At 58.5% G+C, this 14,536-nt stretch carries 11 protein-coding genes; 4 read left to right on the top strand and 7 right to left on the bottom strand.

Translation table 11 applies throughout. The features are described 5' to 3' along the window. Positions 1–7: 7 nt before the first annotated feature. From FTW19_RS10025 to kdgD, 3 genes are read right to left on the bottom strand one after another with little or no spacing between them, the layout of a single operon-like run. Positions 8–1,345 (bottom strand): enolase C-terminal domain-like protein, encoded by a 1,338-nt coding sequence (locus FTW19_RS10025; protein WP_147647492.1) that lies wholly within the window; start codon positions 1,343–1,345, stop codon positions 8–10. Continuing rightward, positions 1,345–2,688 (bottom strand): MFS transporter, encoded by a 1,344-nt coding sequence (locus FTW19_RS10020; protein ID WP_147647491.1) that lies wholly within the window; start codon positions 2,686–2,688, stop codon positions 1,345–1,347. Before FTW19_RS10020 ends, FTW19_RS10025 begins: the two co-directional genes overlap by 1 nt. Positions 2,689–2,710: 22 nt before the next feature. Then, on the bottom strand, positions 2,711–3,625 hold the full coding sequence (gene kdgD, locus FTW19_RS10015; protein ID WP_147647490.1) for a 5-dehydro-4-deoxyglucarate dehydratase: 915 nt from the start codon (positions 3,623–3,625) through the stop codon (positions 2,711–2,713). A gap of 120 nt (positions 3,626–3,745) precedes the next feature. Here kdgD and FTW19_RS10010 point away from each other — a divergent pair, with 120 nt between their 5' ends. The 4 genes from FTW19_RS10010 (at position 3,746) to FTW19_RS09995 (ending at position 7,873) form a co-directional block, all read left to right on the top strand. Beyond that, the gene (locus FTW19_RS10010; RefSeq protein ID WP_147647489.1) at positions 3,746–4,648 is read left to right on the top strand and encodes a LysR family transcriptional regulator; all 903 of its coding nucleotides are present in this window, start codon (positions 3,746–3,748) and stop codon (positions 4,646–4,648) included. A 48-nt stretch (positions 4,649–4,696) separates the two neighbouring features. After that, positions 4,697–5,710, top strand: a complete 1,014-nt coding sequence (locus FTW19_RS10005) for a LacI family DNA-binding transcriptional regulator (protein ID WP_147647488.1) — start codon at positions 4,697–4,699, stop codon at positions 5,708–5,710. 149 nt (positions 5,711–5,859) lie between these two features. Beyond that, positions 5,860–6,717 (top strand): inositol oxygenase family protein, encoded by an 858-nt coding sequence (locus FTW19_RS10000; RefSeq protein WP_147647487.1) that lies wholly within the window; start codon positions 5,860–5,862, stop codon positions 6,715–6,717. Positions 6,718–6,748: 31 nt separating this feature from the next. Then, positions 6,749–7,873 (top strand): glycoside hydrolase family 130 protein, encoded by a 1,125-nt coding sequence (locus FTW19_RS09995; protein ID WP_222705561.1) that lies wholly within the window; start codon positions 6,749–6,751, stop codon positions 7,871–7,873. Positions 7,874–8,047: 174 nt separating this feature from the next. Here FTW19_RS09995 and FTW19_RS09990 read toward each other — a convergent pair whose 3' ends face one another. The 4 genes from FTW19_RS09990 to FTW19_RS09975 are packed head-to-tail and all read right to left on the bottom strand — an operon-like array spanning position 8,048 to position 14,483. Further along, the gene (locus tag FTW19_RS09990) at positions 8,048–9,406 is read right to left on the bottom strand and encodes a 6-phospho-beta-glucosidase (protein WP_147647486.1); all 1,359 of its coding nucleotides are present in this window, start codon (positions 9,404–9,406) and stop codon (positions 8,048–8,050) included. Further along, positions 9,396–10,319 (bottom strand): carbohydrate kinase family protein, encoded by a 924-nt coding sequence (locus FTW19_RS09985; RefSeq protein WP_147647485.1) that lies wholly within the window; start codon positions 10,317–10,319, stop codon positions 9,396–9,398. Before FTW19_RS09985 ends, FTW19_RS09990 begins: the two co-directional genes overlap by 11 nt. Next, complete coding sequence (locus FTW19_RS09980) at positions 10,316–11,668, bottom strand: APC family permease (RefSeq protein ID WP_147647484.1); 1,353 nt, start codon at positions 11,666–11,668, stop codon at positions 10,316–10,318. Before FTW19_RS09980 ends, FTW19_RS09985 begins: the two co-directional genes overlap by 4 nt. 16 nt (positions 11,669–11,684) lie before the next feature. Next, complete coding sequence (locus FTW19_RS09975; RefSeq protein ID WP_147647483.1) at positions 11,685–14,483, bottom strand: PIG-L family deacetylase; 2,799 nt, start codon at positions 14,481–14,483, stop codon at positions 11,685–11,687. Between the last annotated feature and the right edge of the window lie 53 nt (positions 14,484–14,536).

The raw sequence follows: 14,536 nt of genomic DNA, 5'->3' as shown, positions 1-14,536 counted from the left end.
GTCTCTTCTATCGTGCCACGCGAGGCAGCATGCAGGGGAGTTTCGGGTCGAAGGTCCAGCCGGGCATCAGGCACTGCATCCCCAGGGCGTCGTCACGTCCACCCAGTCCCAGGCTGTTGTAAGTCTCGTGTGCGGCGTCCACCTTCTCCCAGTCCAGAGCGACACCCAGGCCTGGTGTCGACGGCACTTTTATTTCTCCATTCACAATGCGGAAGGGGTCCTGGGTCAGCCGCTGGCCATCCTGCCAGATCCAATGAGTATCGATCGCGGTGACGCGTCCCGGAGCCGCGGCGGCTACGTGGGTGAACATCGCCAGCGAGACATCGAAGTGATTGTTCGAGTGCGAACCCCAGGTCAGATCCCAGTCGCGGCAGAACTGCGCTACACGCACCGATCCCTGCATCGTCCAGAAGTGAGGGTCAGCCAGTGGGATATCCACAGACTTGAGCTGCGCCGCATGCCGCAGCTGCCGCCAGTCGGTGGCGATCATATTGGTGGCCGTGGGTAGGCCGGTGGCGGTACGAAACTCCGCCATGATCTCGCGGCCAGAGAAGCCCTTCTCCGCACCACAGGGATCTTCCGCATACGCCAACACGCCGTGCTTGCCGGTGCACAGCCGCACCGCTTCGTCCAGTGACCATGCGCCGTTCGGATCAAGCGTGATGCGAGCCTTGGGGAAACGCGCGGCCAACGCCTCGATCGCTTCCATCTCTGCCGCACCCGCAAGCACCCCACCCTTCAGCTTGAAGTCGTTGAAGCCATAGCGTGCATGAGCCGCCTCGGCCAGTCGCACGATTGACTCCGGAGTCAGTGCTTCTTCGTTGCGCAGGCGGAACCACGCATCATCGGCATTCTCTTCGGCGCGGTATCCGGCATCGCTGCGCTTGCGGTCACCGATGAAGAACAGGTAACCCAGCGCTTCAACTTTCTCTCGCTGCTGCCCTTCACCGAGCAACGCCGCTACCGGCAGGCCGACAAACTGACCCAGCAGGTCCAGCATGGCGGCCTCAATCCCCGTGACCGCGTGAACGGTAGTGCGGAGATCGAAGGTCTGCAGACCGCGGCCTTCTTGATCCAGTTCGGCAAACACCGACTGTACTTGCTGCAATACGCTCTGGTAGTGAGCGACAGGACGCCCGATTACCAGCGGCGCGGCCTGTTCCAGAACCGACCGGATCTTCTCTCCACCCGGAACTTCTCCCACACCAGTCTTGCCGTCGGTGTCTGTGAGGACCAGCAGGTTGCGGGTAAAGTACGGCGCGTGAGCTCCGCTCAGGTTCAACAGCATACTGTCCTGTCCGGCGACCGGAATAGCGCGCATAGTTGCAATCTTCGGACTCGACATTATGCTGGCTGCTCCTTCGTCTGCTCCTTACTGCCAAACTCCACACGATGAATTCTGCCCACCAACGGAAGGTAGGCAACGATAGCGGCCAGTGCCGTAACCCCGACAAACACCAGCGCCAGGTTGAACGATCCCGTCCGCTGCACGATCCAGCCGATGATGATCGGTGTCGTAATGCCGGCGATGTTCCCAATCAGATTGAACAGACCACCGTTGATGCCGATCATGTTGCGCGGTGAAACATCTGAGATGACCGTCCAGCCGAGGGCCCCGAAGCCCTTACCGAAGAAGGCCAGCGACATCAGCAGAATGACTGCCATCTGGCCCGAAACATAGTTGCAACCGATCATGGTCATCGAAAGAGCCATGCCAGCGACAATCGGCACCTTGCGCGCCACCGATAGCGAGTTGCCGTTCTTCAACAGATGATCGGAAACAATACCACCGAAGACGCCGCCGATGGATCCGCACAGCGCCGGCACCGCAGCCAGCAACCCGGCCTTCGCAATCGCGATGTGCCGAGCCTGGTTGAGATAGACCGGGAACCAGGTCAGGAAGAACCAGGTCAGCGTGGTAATGCAGTACTGACCGATATAGATACCCACCAGCATCCGGTTGCTCAAAAGCATGCGCACAGCCGACCAGGTTAACTGGTTCGGATTCGCACCCTTCCTGAGGTTCTGGTCCATGTTTGCGAGACCGCCTCCCTCCTCGATGTAGCTGATCTCTGCATCGGAGATATGAGGATGCGACTTCACGCTATGAATGACGCGGAACCAGACGACACTGAGCAGCAAACTGACGATGCCTCCCAGCCAGAAGCAGGCTTTCCAGCCGTAGTGCTGCACCAGCCAGCCCATCACCGGCCCAAAGATCACCAGGGCAAAATACTGCGATGAATTGAAGATGGCGGAAGCGCGGCCGCGCTCCGCGGTAGGAAACCATGCCGCGACGATGCGTCCGTTCCCAGGAAAGACAGGCGACTGTGCCAGACCGGAGAGCAGACGTATCGCGAACAGCAGTCCAAATCCCATCGCGGCCGGAAGAAACCCGATGAAGCCCGCAATCAGCGCCAGGATCGACCAGGCGACGATGCTGATGCCGTAGACGCGCTTGGATCCATAACGGTCCAGCAGGCCGCCCGCCGGCAACTGCGCAACGACATAGGCCCAACTGAAGCCGGAGAAGAGATACCCGAGCTTCAGTGGATTGAGACCAAGCTGATGCGAGATGTCGACTCCCACGATAGAGAGAACAACGCGATCACCGTAGCTGCAGCAGCTTGCGGTGAAAAGCATCAACACGATGAGAAAGCGGATATGCGACTGTTCTTTCCCTGCCATCCTGCATCAACCCTTTTGCTTTCTACGAGCGGTTGCCGATGAGTGCCTTCAGCTCTTCCAGTTCATGCGGCGTGAGATCCAGCAATGGAGTGCGTACCGAACCGGCGGGACGTCCCACAACTTTCAGGCCGGCCTTCACAATCGAAACCGCATAGCCTTTGCGGCGATTGCGAATGGTGCTGTAGGGCAATACAAATTCTTTCAAGCCCTTGTAGATGGTCTCGTGGTCGCGGCGACGTACCGCGGCATAGAACTCATTCGCGAAGTTAGGCAGGAAGTTGAAGATCGCCGAGGAGTACGTGGTGACGCCCATTTCCAGGTACGGCAGCGCGAAGGTCTCCGCCGTCGGCAGACCGCCTACGTAGGTCAGCCGGTCGCCCATGCGGGTAAAGATGCGGGTCATCAGTTCGATATCGCCGTAGCCATCCTTGAAACCGATCAGATTCGGGCAACGATTGCAGAGCGCTTCGAGGCTGTCCTCGTTAATAACGAAGTTGTCGCGGTTGTAGAGGATGACGCCCAGCTTGGTGGCGCCGCAGACCGCTTCGGCATGGGCGATCAAACCAGCCTGCTCTGCGCCGACCAGATATGGGGGCAGCAGAAGAATGCCGTCGGCTCCGGCAGCCTCGGCGGCTTTTGCGAACTCAATCGCCATGGCCGTGCCGTATCCACAACCGGCGAGTACAGGAACACGTCCGGCTGTCTCTTCTACGGCAGCACGTACGACATGGGAGAACTCCGAAAGGGTAAGCGAGAAGAACTCGCCCGTGCCACCAGCGGCAAATAGACCCGCGGGATTGTGCTCGAGCAGCCAGCCGATATGAGTGCGATAGGCGCTCTCATCAAAGGTGTTCGCTGCGGTGAAGTGGGTTACCGGAAACGACAGCAGGCCGCTGCCGATCGTCTTTGCCAGGTCTGCGGGAAGCATCTGGGGCATTCTGTCTCTTCTTCTCCAGCCCGCGGCGATCGCGCCGCCGCTCGGCAGGTAAAACTATAGTCCGCCGAACGATGCTTTGTGGAATCATAGTGAGCATCAAATCATGCAGAAAAGGACTTAATGTTCGAGCTCAAACAACTGCATTATTTTCTGGTCCTGGCCGACGAGCTCCACTTCGGACGGGCAGCAAAACGGCTGCATATAACGCAGTCGCCACTCAGCCGCCAGATCCAGATGCTGGAACACACGCTGCAGTTTCCGCTCTTCAAGCGCAACAACCGCAGTGTGCAACTCACCCCGGCTGGGCACGCGTTTCGTGCAGAGGCGCGGCAGCTTCTTTCGCTCGCTGAAAATGCAGTCTCTGTCGCCCGGCGGCACTCGCAGGGACAGGCCGGACGTCTGCGCATGGGTTTCACTGCCGGTTCCAGTTATCGCCATCTTCCTCGTCTTCTGGCCTATTCCAGCCGCGAGCTAAAAGAGCTGGAGATCGTGCTGGAGGAGATGGTGACGGTGCAGCAGGTCGAAGCCCTGCAGGCCAACCAGATTGACCTGGGTTTAGGACGCCAGCAGCCTAACCAGCCCGACCTGGATGGGCTGTGTATCGCCCGCGAGCAGTTACTGCTCGCGGTGCCGGCGGAGCATCCACTCGCTTGTAAAACCACGGTTGCTCTGGACGATCTGCGCTCTGAGCCGATCATCACCTTCTCGCCCAAGGACGGCTTCTACTTCTATGCCCTGATCGACAGCATCTTCCGCCGCCACAACCTGCAGCCGATCTATGTACAACACGTCAGCCAGATCCACTCGATGCTGGCGCTGGTAAGTGCCGGGCTGGGGGTAGCGCTGGTGCCGGAGACGGCCGAGGCGCTGCACTTTGACGGTGTGGCGCTTCGCCACATCAAGATGCCCCCGGTTCATGCCGACCTGTATCTCGTCTGGAAGAAATCCAACACTAACCCGGCCGTAAAAACCTTCGTGCAGCTCATCCGCAAGCGCGCGCGCCTGGCGCCGACACGCAACTGATATCCGCGAAGAGGGTCTTTCTTCTACACTGAGTTAAAAGGAGATTGGATGGCTGTCCGCCTGAAGGACATTGCTCGTGACCTTGGAGTTTCGACCGTTACGGTTTCCAAGGTGCTCCGCAACCGTAAAGACGTCGGTGAAAAGACCCGCCAGCGCGTGCTTAAGCGGATGGAGGAGCTGCAGTACAAACCCAACCTCATCGCCCGGGCCCTCATTAGCGGACGCACGGCTAACGTCGGCCTGGTGGTGCCGGACCTGCTGCATCCTTACTTCGGCGAAGTAGCCAAGAGCCTGGGTGCGGTACTGCGCGAACATGACCGGGCTCTGCTGCTGGCCTCCTCTGAGGATGATCCTGAGATCGAACAGCGGGAGATTCGTGCCCTGCTCACCCGCGGGGTCGACATGCTGCTGATCTCATCCTGCCAGCGCAAACTGCAAAACATCTTCAAGGTCGGCGAAAAGCAGACACCCATCCTTCTGGTAGACCGCAATTTCCCTCTCCTGGATGCTCATTATGTCGGGTCAGACGATTTCAAGATTGGGGAGATTGCTACCGAACATCTTCTGGAGACCGGACGGAAGCGCATTGCACACATCGGTGCTTCGCACCTGAGTACCGGCCATGAGCGTATGCGCGGTTACTCAGAAACCCTGCAGCGGCATCGTGCCATAGTGCCGCCGGAATATGTGCTGATGCACGAGCGTTTCGAAGAGACGGGTATCGCCGCCGGACAGAAGGCCATGCAGCAGTTGCTGAAACTCAATCACCGGCCAGACGCCGTCTTCTGCTACAACGATCTGACAGCCATCGGCGCCATTGAGGCGGTTCTGGAGGCCGGCCTCCGCGTTCCGGAGGACGTCGCCATCGTTGGTTGCGGTAACTTCCGCTATGCCCAATACTTACGGGTGCCGCTCACCTCGGTCGACCAGTCGACAGACCAGATCGGCCGGACTGCGGGAGAAGAAGTCATCCGCCTGTTGGACGATCCGGAAGAACCAGCCCGCAGCATTCTGATCCAGCCGCATCTCCGCGTTCGCGCGAGCAGCTGGAAGCCGGCGTAACCGATACCGGAGCGAATTGTAAATATTCCTTGAATCTCTATTGTCAATGCTGACAGGGCGTGTCTATAGTTTTACGTAATCGATTACGTAGATAGCCTCTGGCGAAGAATGGCTATCACGCTCGATCCGTACACCAAGGAGCCGCCCCAATGTCCGCCACACCCGCCAATGCTACTCCCCTCCACGATCTCGATCAGTGGGAAGACTTCCTGGAAGGCCGTTACAAGGAAGGAAAGTCTGAGACTGAATTCCGCCAGTATGATGCCGAGGCCAACCCCGGCGTGGCCGAGTTCTATCGCCTGAACCACGAGTTCCAGACCGTTGACTACGTTCTCGGCAAGGAGAAGGAGTACTTCGGCCTGACGCGCGGCAAGAAGACCGTATGGGAAGCGGCCGAGTTCCTCAACACTCTGGTCGATGACAGCGACCCGGATACCGACCTTACCCAGATCGAGCACCTGCTGCAGACCTCCGAAGCCATGCGCCGGGACGGGCAGCCTCGCTGGATGGCTCTGGTGGGCTTTATCCATGACCTGGGCAAGTGCCTCTGCCTCTATGGCGAGCCGCAGTGGGGTGTTGTGGGCGACACCTTCCCGGTAGGCTGTGCGTGGTCCAATCAGATCGTCTTCCCTGAGTACTTCGCCGCTAACCCGGATCGCCTGGTGGCCAAGTACCAGACCAAGTACGGCATCTATGAGCCGAATTGCGGTCTCGAAAACGTGCACATGTCCTTCGGTCACGACGGCTACATCGCCGAAGTAATGAAGCCCTACCTTCCGGATGAGGCGCTGTACATGCTGCGCTTCCACTCGTTCTATGCGTGGCACCGCCATGGCGCTTACACGCATCTGATGAACAAGAAGGACGAGGCCATGCTGGAGTGGGTGCGGAAGTTCAATCCGTATGACCTCTATTCCAAGGGCCACACCAAGCCGAACATGAAGGAACTGAAGCCCTACTACGACGATCTGTTTGCGGAGTTCCTACCGGAGAAGCTGGACTGGTAATTTCGCTCGCGGCTTTGTAGGGTTGATCCCTATGGCTTTGCGGTCTAAGACATCGACGATACGTCACCTCTCATGGCTGGTAGCTCTGCTGCCAGCCATGAGTTTTGCTCAAAAGAGTTCTGCTCAGAACTGGACGATCGGGCCATTCGACCGGCCTGTTTCCGCTCCGATTCTCTCGCCGCGACCGGCATCTTCTTTCACCGATCCTCTAAGCCAACAGACCGTCCACTGGGAAGCCACCAGTACCTTCAATCCATCCGCCGTGGTGCGTAACGGCAAGGTTTACGTGCTGTATCGCGCCGAGGATGACTCCGGCGAGATGAAGATCGGCATGCATACCTCGCGGCTGGGGTTGGCCTCCAGTGACGATGGTGTTCACTTCACCCGCGAGCCTGAACCGGTTTTCTATCCGGCAAGCGATGCGCAGAAAGATCGGGAGTGGCCTGGAGGCACTGAGGACCCGCGATTGGTTGAAGGCGAGGACGGCACCTATGTGCTGACCTATACCCAGTGGAATCGCAAGAGCACCGGCATCGGCATTGCAACCTCAAAGGATCTTGCCCACTGGACCAAGTACGGCCCCATGTTCCCTGGCAAAGATTCAGGCGCATATCACAGCTATAAGTCTGGTGGTATCGTTACGCGGCTCAACAGTGGTCGACTGATCGCAGCCAAGATTCAAGGCAAGTACTGGATGTACTGGGGTGAGGTGGAGGTTCATCTGGCGACCTCTCCTGATCTCGTTCACTGGACACCGGTGGAGAATGCCGACGGCTCTCCGGTGACGGTGCTTAAGCAGCGGGCCCGACTCTTCGACAGTGCGTTCCCCGAGGTCGGTCCTCCGCCGGTGCTGACGGAACGCGGAATCGTGGTTCTCTATAACGGGAAGAATGGTTCCAGTGATGGGGCGCCTGGGCTTGATCCAGGCGCTTACTCGGTTGGGCAGGCGTTGTTCTCTGCGACGGAGCCTTCCAAGCTTTTGGAGAGGACAGCGGAGCCTTTTCTCAAGCCAGAGTTGCCGTTCGAGAAAACGGGACAATACGTTACCGGAACGACCTTTGCTGAAGGTCTGGTGTACTTCAAGAACAAATGGTTCCTTTACTACGGATGCGCTGACTCATTGGTTGGCGTGGCTGTATCGGGCGCAAAGAAATAGATCGCTCGATTGCTTTTTTGCTGTCATCCTGAGCGGAGCGAAGGACCTGCTTTGTTGCGAAATCACAAAGCGGTTCGAGCTTCGCTCGAATGCCCATGTCCCCGAGGGACACCACCCCAACAAACAAGTTTGTTGGGGACCCCGGACATGGGCACCCAGCGCATGGGTTATTCGCTAAGCCTTACTACTCCACTTCATTGTCTTTAACAGTTCCTCTGATGGCTCCCATTCGCCGATGCTGGGATAGAGCAGCATCGCCTTGCGAAGATCTCGCTCCGAGCCACTGACGGCAGCAGCAATCGCCGCGCGTTCATACGCCTTCACTGCCAACACGAGGCCCCGCACAGCTTCCGGTAGTGGGCCCACGGGAATGGGAGCAAGCTGAGTCCGGCTGATCTGTGTCGCGGCTTCGATAATGTCTCCCGGAGCAATCTCGGGAATCGTATTGCCGTTGCGGAGATTGACGATCACACTCTCCGGCGTCTCACTGCTGAGTGCATTCATCACCTGCAACGCGATGCGATGATAACCGCTCGCTGCACGGAATGGATCTTCCTGCGGCGTCGCCTCATCGAACGCCGACTTTCCTTCGCCTTCCAGCTTCATATAGGAACCGGAGCGCAGGTTCAGGTAGTCCACATAGGCTTGCAGTGCAGCCGCATCTTCACCGGCCGTCAACAACTCTATCAATCGCTGCATCAGCGGCTCGTTCATTGCTGCAATCTGCTCTCCCCTGGTAGCTCCCTGTTTGCGCTGATTCTCAAGCGCACGACGACGAGAGTAATAGAAGAAAAGATATTCGGTCGGAATCAGGCCGATGGCACGGATCAGTTCATGATCGAACAGCGGTGCAGAGTAAAGCTGCGAGAGAATCGCATCGTCCTGCAGGATGCGTGAGGTCACATCTTCACCGCGCAGCGTGACACGGCGTACCCATCCCAGATGATTCAGACCAACATACTCGCAGACAACATCTTTCGTGGGAGCCTGCAGTGCGGTCTGGATGCGATGAAGCAGCTCCGTTGGCGTGTCGCAGATGCCAATCACACGAGCATCAGAATGATGAGCAATCGCCTGAGTAATGAGACCCGCTGGATTGGTGAAGTTGATGATCCATGCGGAGGGAGCAAGCCGTTCCACCAGCCTTGCCTGTTCAATAGCGACCGGAATCGTGCGCTGTCCCATGGCCACGCCACCGGGGCCGGTCGTTTCCTGTCCGGGATAACCGCACTGCATCGCCGCACGTTCGTCATTGGCGCGTGACCCAATGCCTCCAACACGGACGCTGTTCAGCACGAAACTCGCGCCATCTACAGCTTCTTCCGGGGACTTCGCAACCGAAATCTTCAGCGCGCCAGACTCGCGACGGACTACCTCACGTCCCAGGCGAGCGATCATCTCCGCCCGATGCCGGTCAACGTCGTACAACATCAGCTCTTCCGCATTCAGCGTTTGTGCTGACTCATTAATGCCGAAAACAACCAGCGGCGTGCGAACACCGCCACCGCCGAGAAATGCAATCTTACGTGGCATAGAACTCCTCAAGGGCGGCCTCTACCTCATTACGAGTAGGAAGCGCTCGCAGAGCGCCGGCGGCGCGAGTCGAAAGAGCTCCGCAGACGCAGCCATGCTGCAGGCACTGCTGCGGCGAAAGTCCTTCCAGCAGCGCATGGATAAAGCCGGCATCGAAGGCATCACCGGCGCCGGTTGTGTCGACTAGATCCACCAGGGGTGGCGCTGCCCAGTACTCCTTGCCGTTCGACAACATCATCGCACCCGCAGGCCCAAGCTTCACCAGCGCATGCTCCACATCGTGCTGACGACAGAGCCGTAGATACGCCTCAGGGCTTCCGGCAAGCATCATTGACTCTTTCTCGTTGGGCATGACGTAGTCGATCATGCGCATCAGCGTCCAATTCTCCTGGTTCTGCAACCACTCGACATGATGTCCGACATCGATGGAGACAGTAGCTCCATGGCCTTTCAGCGCCTTCACGATTCTGGCGCCTGCTCCCACCTCTAACGGAAGCGCGAGATGGACGTGCCTGGCCTGCGCAGCTTCCTCCATCACCTCGAGATGCTGTTCCAGATACGTTGCGAGACGGTCATTCACACCGCGATAGGTAAAGAAGGTGCGGTCATGTGCAGTGGAGATACTGACGGTGACGCCGCTGCGCCCTTTTTCAACGATTAGACTGTCAGCCGAGACGCCGAACTCTTCCAGGCGATCTGCGATGGCCTTATAGTCACCTTCGCCTACAACGCCTGCGAGACGCACCTTTGCTCCCAGCAGTGAGAGCGCGCAGGCCGTCGTGATAGCGCCACCGCCAAGCTCCCAGGTGTATTCGTCGGTAAAGACCTCAGACCCAGGGACAGGCCAGTCCGCAAACCCGCTGAAGACGTGGTCCAGATAAATCTCACCGATGACTGTGACGTCGTATTTCATGCCTGCTGAAATGGCCACTCCTGCGCCCGGTTTGCCTGAAACAAGAAGACCGCCGCACCGGCGACGATCAGGCCTGCGCCTACGGCGACGTGTTTTAGCTGGCTGGTGCCAACGATGTAGAGCCATCCCGCCAATGCCACCAGGGCGGGCAGCGGATAGAGCGGCATGCGGAACCTGCCGGGTGCAGGTGGTGACTGCCGCCGCAGCAACATAACCGCAATACACTGTCCGAGAAACTGCAGCATAGTCTGAATCACGATCAGTCCCGCAATCAGATCAGCCAGCGAGAAGAAACACATCGCCATCGAGGCAATCCCCATGTAGATGAGCGAGACGGTTGGAAAGTGATCCTTCGGATGCACCCTGGCGAAGACAGCGGGGAACTCTCCATTTGCCGCGGCCGCATAGGGAATGCGCGAATACCCGAGCAGGATGGCAAAGGCCGATCCCCAGCTTGCGATCAGGATCAGGATGGAGACTGCTTTGGCGGCCCATGCTCCATGCACCGCCCACATAAAGTCGGAGACGATCACCTTCGAATGTTGCGCCTCACGCCATGGCAACGTGCCAAGGATCGAGATATTCATCGCCAGGTACATGGCTGCCACCAACACAATCGAGAGCAGCACAACGCGCGGAATATTTTTGGTTGGATTTCTGACCTCTCCGCCCAACAGGCAGACATTGTTGTAGCCGCCGTAATCGTAGGTTGCGATCAGGGTTGCGGAGCCGAGGCCAAGCCAGAATGTATGGGAGAGATGGAAGGCGTGGGGAGGAAAATTGAAGGCGGTAGCCGGATGGAAGTGTGTAATGCCGCTCAGGATGATCCAACAACAGGTCGCCAGCACAATCACTGTGACGACAACCGACAGCACTCCGATGGAGCGGATCGAGCGGTAGAGCACGGCCATATTGAACAGACACAACACCATCGCTATCAGCTTCAACTGACCAGCCGACATGGGATGGAAGACGCTGGCGTAGTCCGCGAAGCCTACTGCGCCTGAGGCGATGGAGATGGGCCCCACCAGCAGTGATTGCCAGAGGAAGAGAAAAGCCATCAGGCGTCCGAGCCTCTTGGGACCGAAAGCCATCAGCAGGTAGTGATAGGAACCGCCGGAGTTGGGAATCCTGGAGCCAAGCTCGGCCCATATCATCCCATCGCACAACGCCAGCAGCGCTCCCAGGATCCAACCGAGCATCGCCTGGGGACCGCCCATCGCTGCCAGCGCCAGAGGAATAGTAAGAAAGGGGCCTACGCCGACCATGTTCAACACATTGGCCGACAGCGCCCCCCACAGACCGATTCCACGCTCCAGATGCCCGAGTTGTTGTCCCGCGTTCGCCATGAAGATCGTCCCCGAACTACTTGATCTCCGGATTCTTCGGCAAACTCAGCATATTGGCAAACAAACGGAAGGCCCCTGGAACTCCTAACGGGAGCTGGCGATAAAAAGCATATGCGTTGTAGACGTATACGCCCTTGCCATAGCGCGCATACACCAGGCCGCCCTTCTGCTCCGGCTGGCCGGCATCGTGCGTCTCCAGAAGCGCGGTGTACTTCGGGTCCCAGGACTGCAGGAACTTTGATCCTCGCTCTTCGATCCAGCCGTCGAAGTCCTTTTCCGTGATCTTATTCGGCCAGTTGAAGACGGGATTCTTTGGGTCGAGGATCTTTACAACCGACTTCTCGTCTGTCACCTCTTCCGGATCATTACTCATCACGTAAGGATAGGGTCCAAAGTTGTGGTCGAACTCGGGCGTGTTGTACTGCACGATGACGGTACCGCCCTTCTCGACATACTGCAATAGACGTGCATTATTCGCGATGAGATCAGGGCGCACAGCATACGCACGAACACCGAGGACGATTGCACTGTACTTCTGCAGATCGGCATTTGCCAGATCCTGCGCCGAGAGATACGACACGTGTACACCGATCTGCTCCAGCGCTGCCGGAACGTCATCGCCACTGCCTTCGACATAGGCCACGGAGACATCCGGAGCCATCTTCACATCGGTTCCAGTGGTGGCATACTTCGCCTGCGAGTAGAGGAAATACGGCCGTAGACCGGTGTAACCGATCGTCACATAGCCTTCGGAGTAAGACTTGCCATCAAGCTCCGCAACGGCGGTGACGATGTATTCCTTCCCTTCCGCAACCTTGGGAGTCACGGTGAAGGCGACGGTCTGCTCTTCGCCTTCCTGCGAGAACTTCACTAGAATGGACCGAGGCTCGGCAGTCCAGCCTTCGGGAAGCGACAGACTCACGGATGGTGAAGCGACCCCCTTCACGTTGCTATGCACGCGGACGCTCACGTTGATCAACTTACTGCCGAGCGGCACAACTCCAGCCGACGGCGACATCGCTACCGACAGCGCGGGGCCAACCGGCATGGGATACCGCAGCGTACCTGGTCCGTTCACTTTGCTGACGACCTGAACGACACTTGCCAGACCGACAGTGGCGCCTTCGTACTCCACCTGTGCCACAGCCTGCAATGGGTAAGGAGTGAGCGGTGTATTCCTGGGCGCACTGGAAGCGACATCATATGCAGCATTCTGCAGACCCGCACGGGTGAAGTATGGCTGCGTGTATGGCTCATTGTCTGGGACCTTAACCTTGAAGGTCGGGTCTGCTGCCTTTTCTGCGGTCAATGTTGCGGGAGAGGTGGGACCTGAGACGCTCCAGTCTTTGCCGGATGTGCCCACCAGCTTCACGCTCTTGACCGTCAACGACGGGACCGTGGGTTGGTAGAGATGAACCTTTACGGGAAATGCAAGACCGGGCGTTGCCATCTGGAAGGTAGAAGCTGCGCCGCGCATTGCGGCCATCATGCCGTCCTCCTGCCCTGCTGGAATGACGTCGGCATTCAGTTTCAACTGCAGCGCCGCTACCAGAGCATCATTGAACTGGCGTTGTTTGACCCGCAGCTCATGCAGGACGTTGTACTTCGCCTCCGCGGAGAGACCGCTCTTCTCCGTCTCGGCGATCAGAGACTCAACCTTCAGCTTGCCCTTCGCCAGAGGAGAGGCCACCGTCGCAGGCTTCTGTGCCGAGAAGCTCTTCATCGCCTGTTCGATCTGCGATGCGATCTCCTCTAATCCTGGCTTCAGAAAAGCGGGAGGCTTCGATCCTGCGAGATCTGCAATCCCCGCTAGCGAAACGTCGATACCGTCGAAGAAGGTCTCTTCCTTCGCGGGAGAGTTGAGTACCGATCCGAAGCGGTGATAGTCGCTCATCTGCGAGCCTGGCAAGGGCACGCTTTGTCCGCCGTTCTGCGAGCGCTGATATCCGAGGCCCTCACGGGATACCTGGGAGTAGGTCTCGCCGATCACCGGGTCAAAGCTTCCGGCCGGAATGCTGACCGTGACCGAGGGCCGCCCCTCTTCCCACTTACCTGTGATGTGATTCGTGACTCCAACCGGACCCCAGGTGTGGTTGGCATAGTCGTACATTCCCTTCTCTGAAACGCGGAAGAAGGGAGCGCGGGCGTATGTCTTCACCGGGGACCAGGGCAACAGGCCTTCCTTGATCTGCTCTGGGAACTTCGTTGGATCGCCGGCGGCCTTAAAGACCTCCTGCGCCATCAGACCGGCGGTTGCGTGCTGTCCATGTCCATCGGTTGGGCCGCCTACAAAGACGGAACAAACGACGAGCGGGCGCACGGTGCGGACAACACGCACCGCCTGTTCCAGAACCTTGTCGTGTCCCCACTGTCCCAACGCTTCATCGAGAGACTTCGAAAAGCCGTAGTCCGTCATCGACGTGAAGTACTGTGCATCCAGACCGTAATAGCGGCCAGCCTGTAGCAGCTCTTCTGTACGCACCAGGCCGAGGGCGTCCCAGTAGTCGGAGGACATCACGTTTGCGCCGCCTTCCCCGCGGTCCAGTGTGAGCAAGGCCACGCGCGCGCCAACACCGCGGCTATGGTAGGCCAGGGTCGCTCCATCCTCGTCGTCCGGATGCGCCACAATCATCATCAGGCTGGCGCGGGTCTGCAGGCGCTTCAACGACTGCCACAACGCGGCGGCCCCCTCATCCGCTGCGATCGGCCGTGCATCGACCTGCGGGCGCGCCTGAAAGGCATGTGCGGCGGAGATAGGTCCCGCAAACAACACGGGAGTCAGCGCCAATACAGTGAACTTTCTGACAAACGGCATAACGACCTTTCATCTCCTTGCGGCCGGACCGCGGTCCGGCCGCTCCTATTCAC

Source organism: Terriglobus albidus (assembly GCF_008000815.1).
GTDB lineage: Bacteria > Acidobacteriota > Terriglobia > Terriglobales > Acidobacteriaceae > Terriglobus > Terriglobus albidus_A.
Note: the sequence above shows the minus strand (reverse complement) of the source record. Positions and strands in the feature narration are given on the sequence as shown.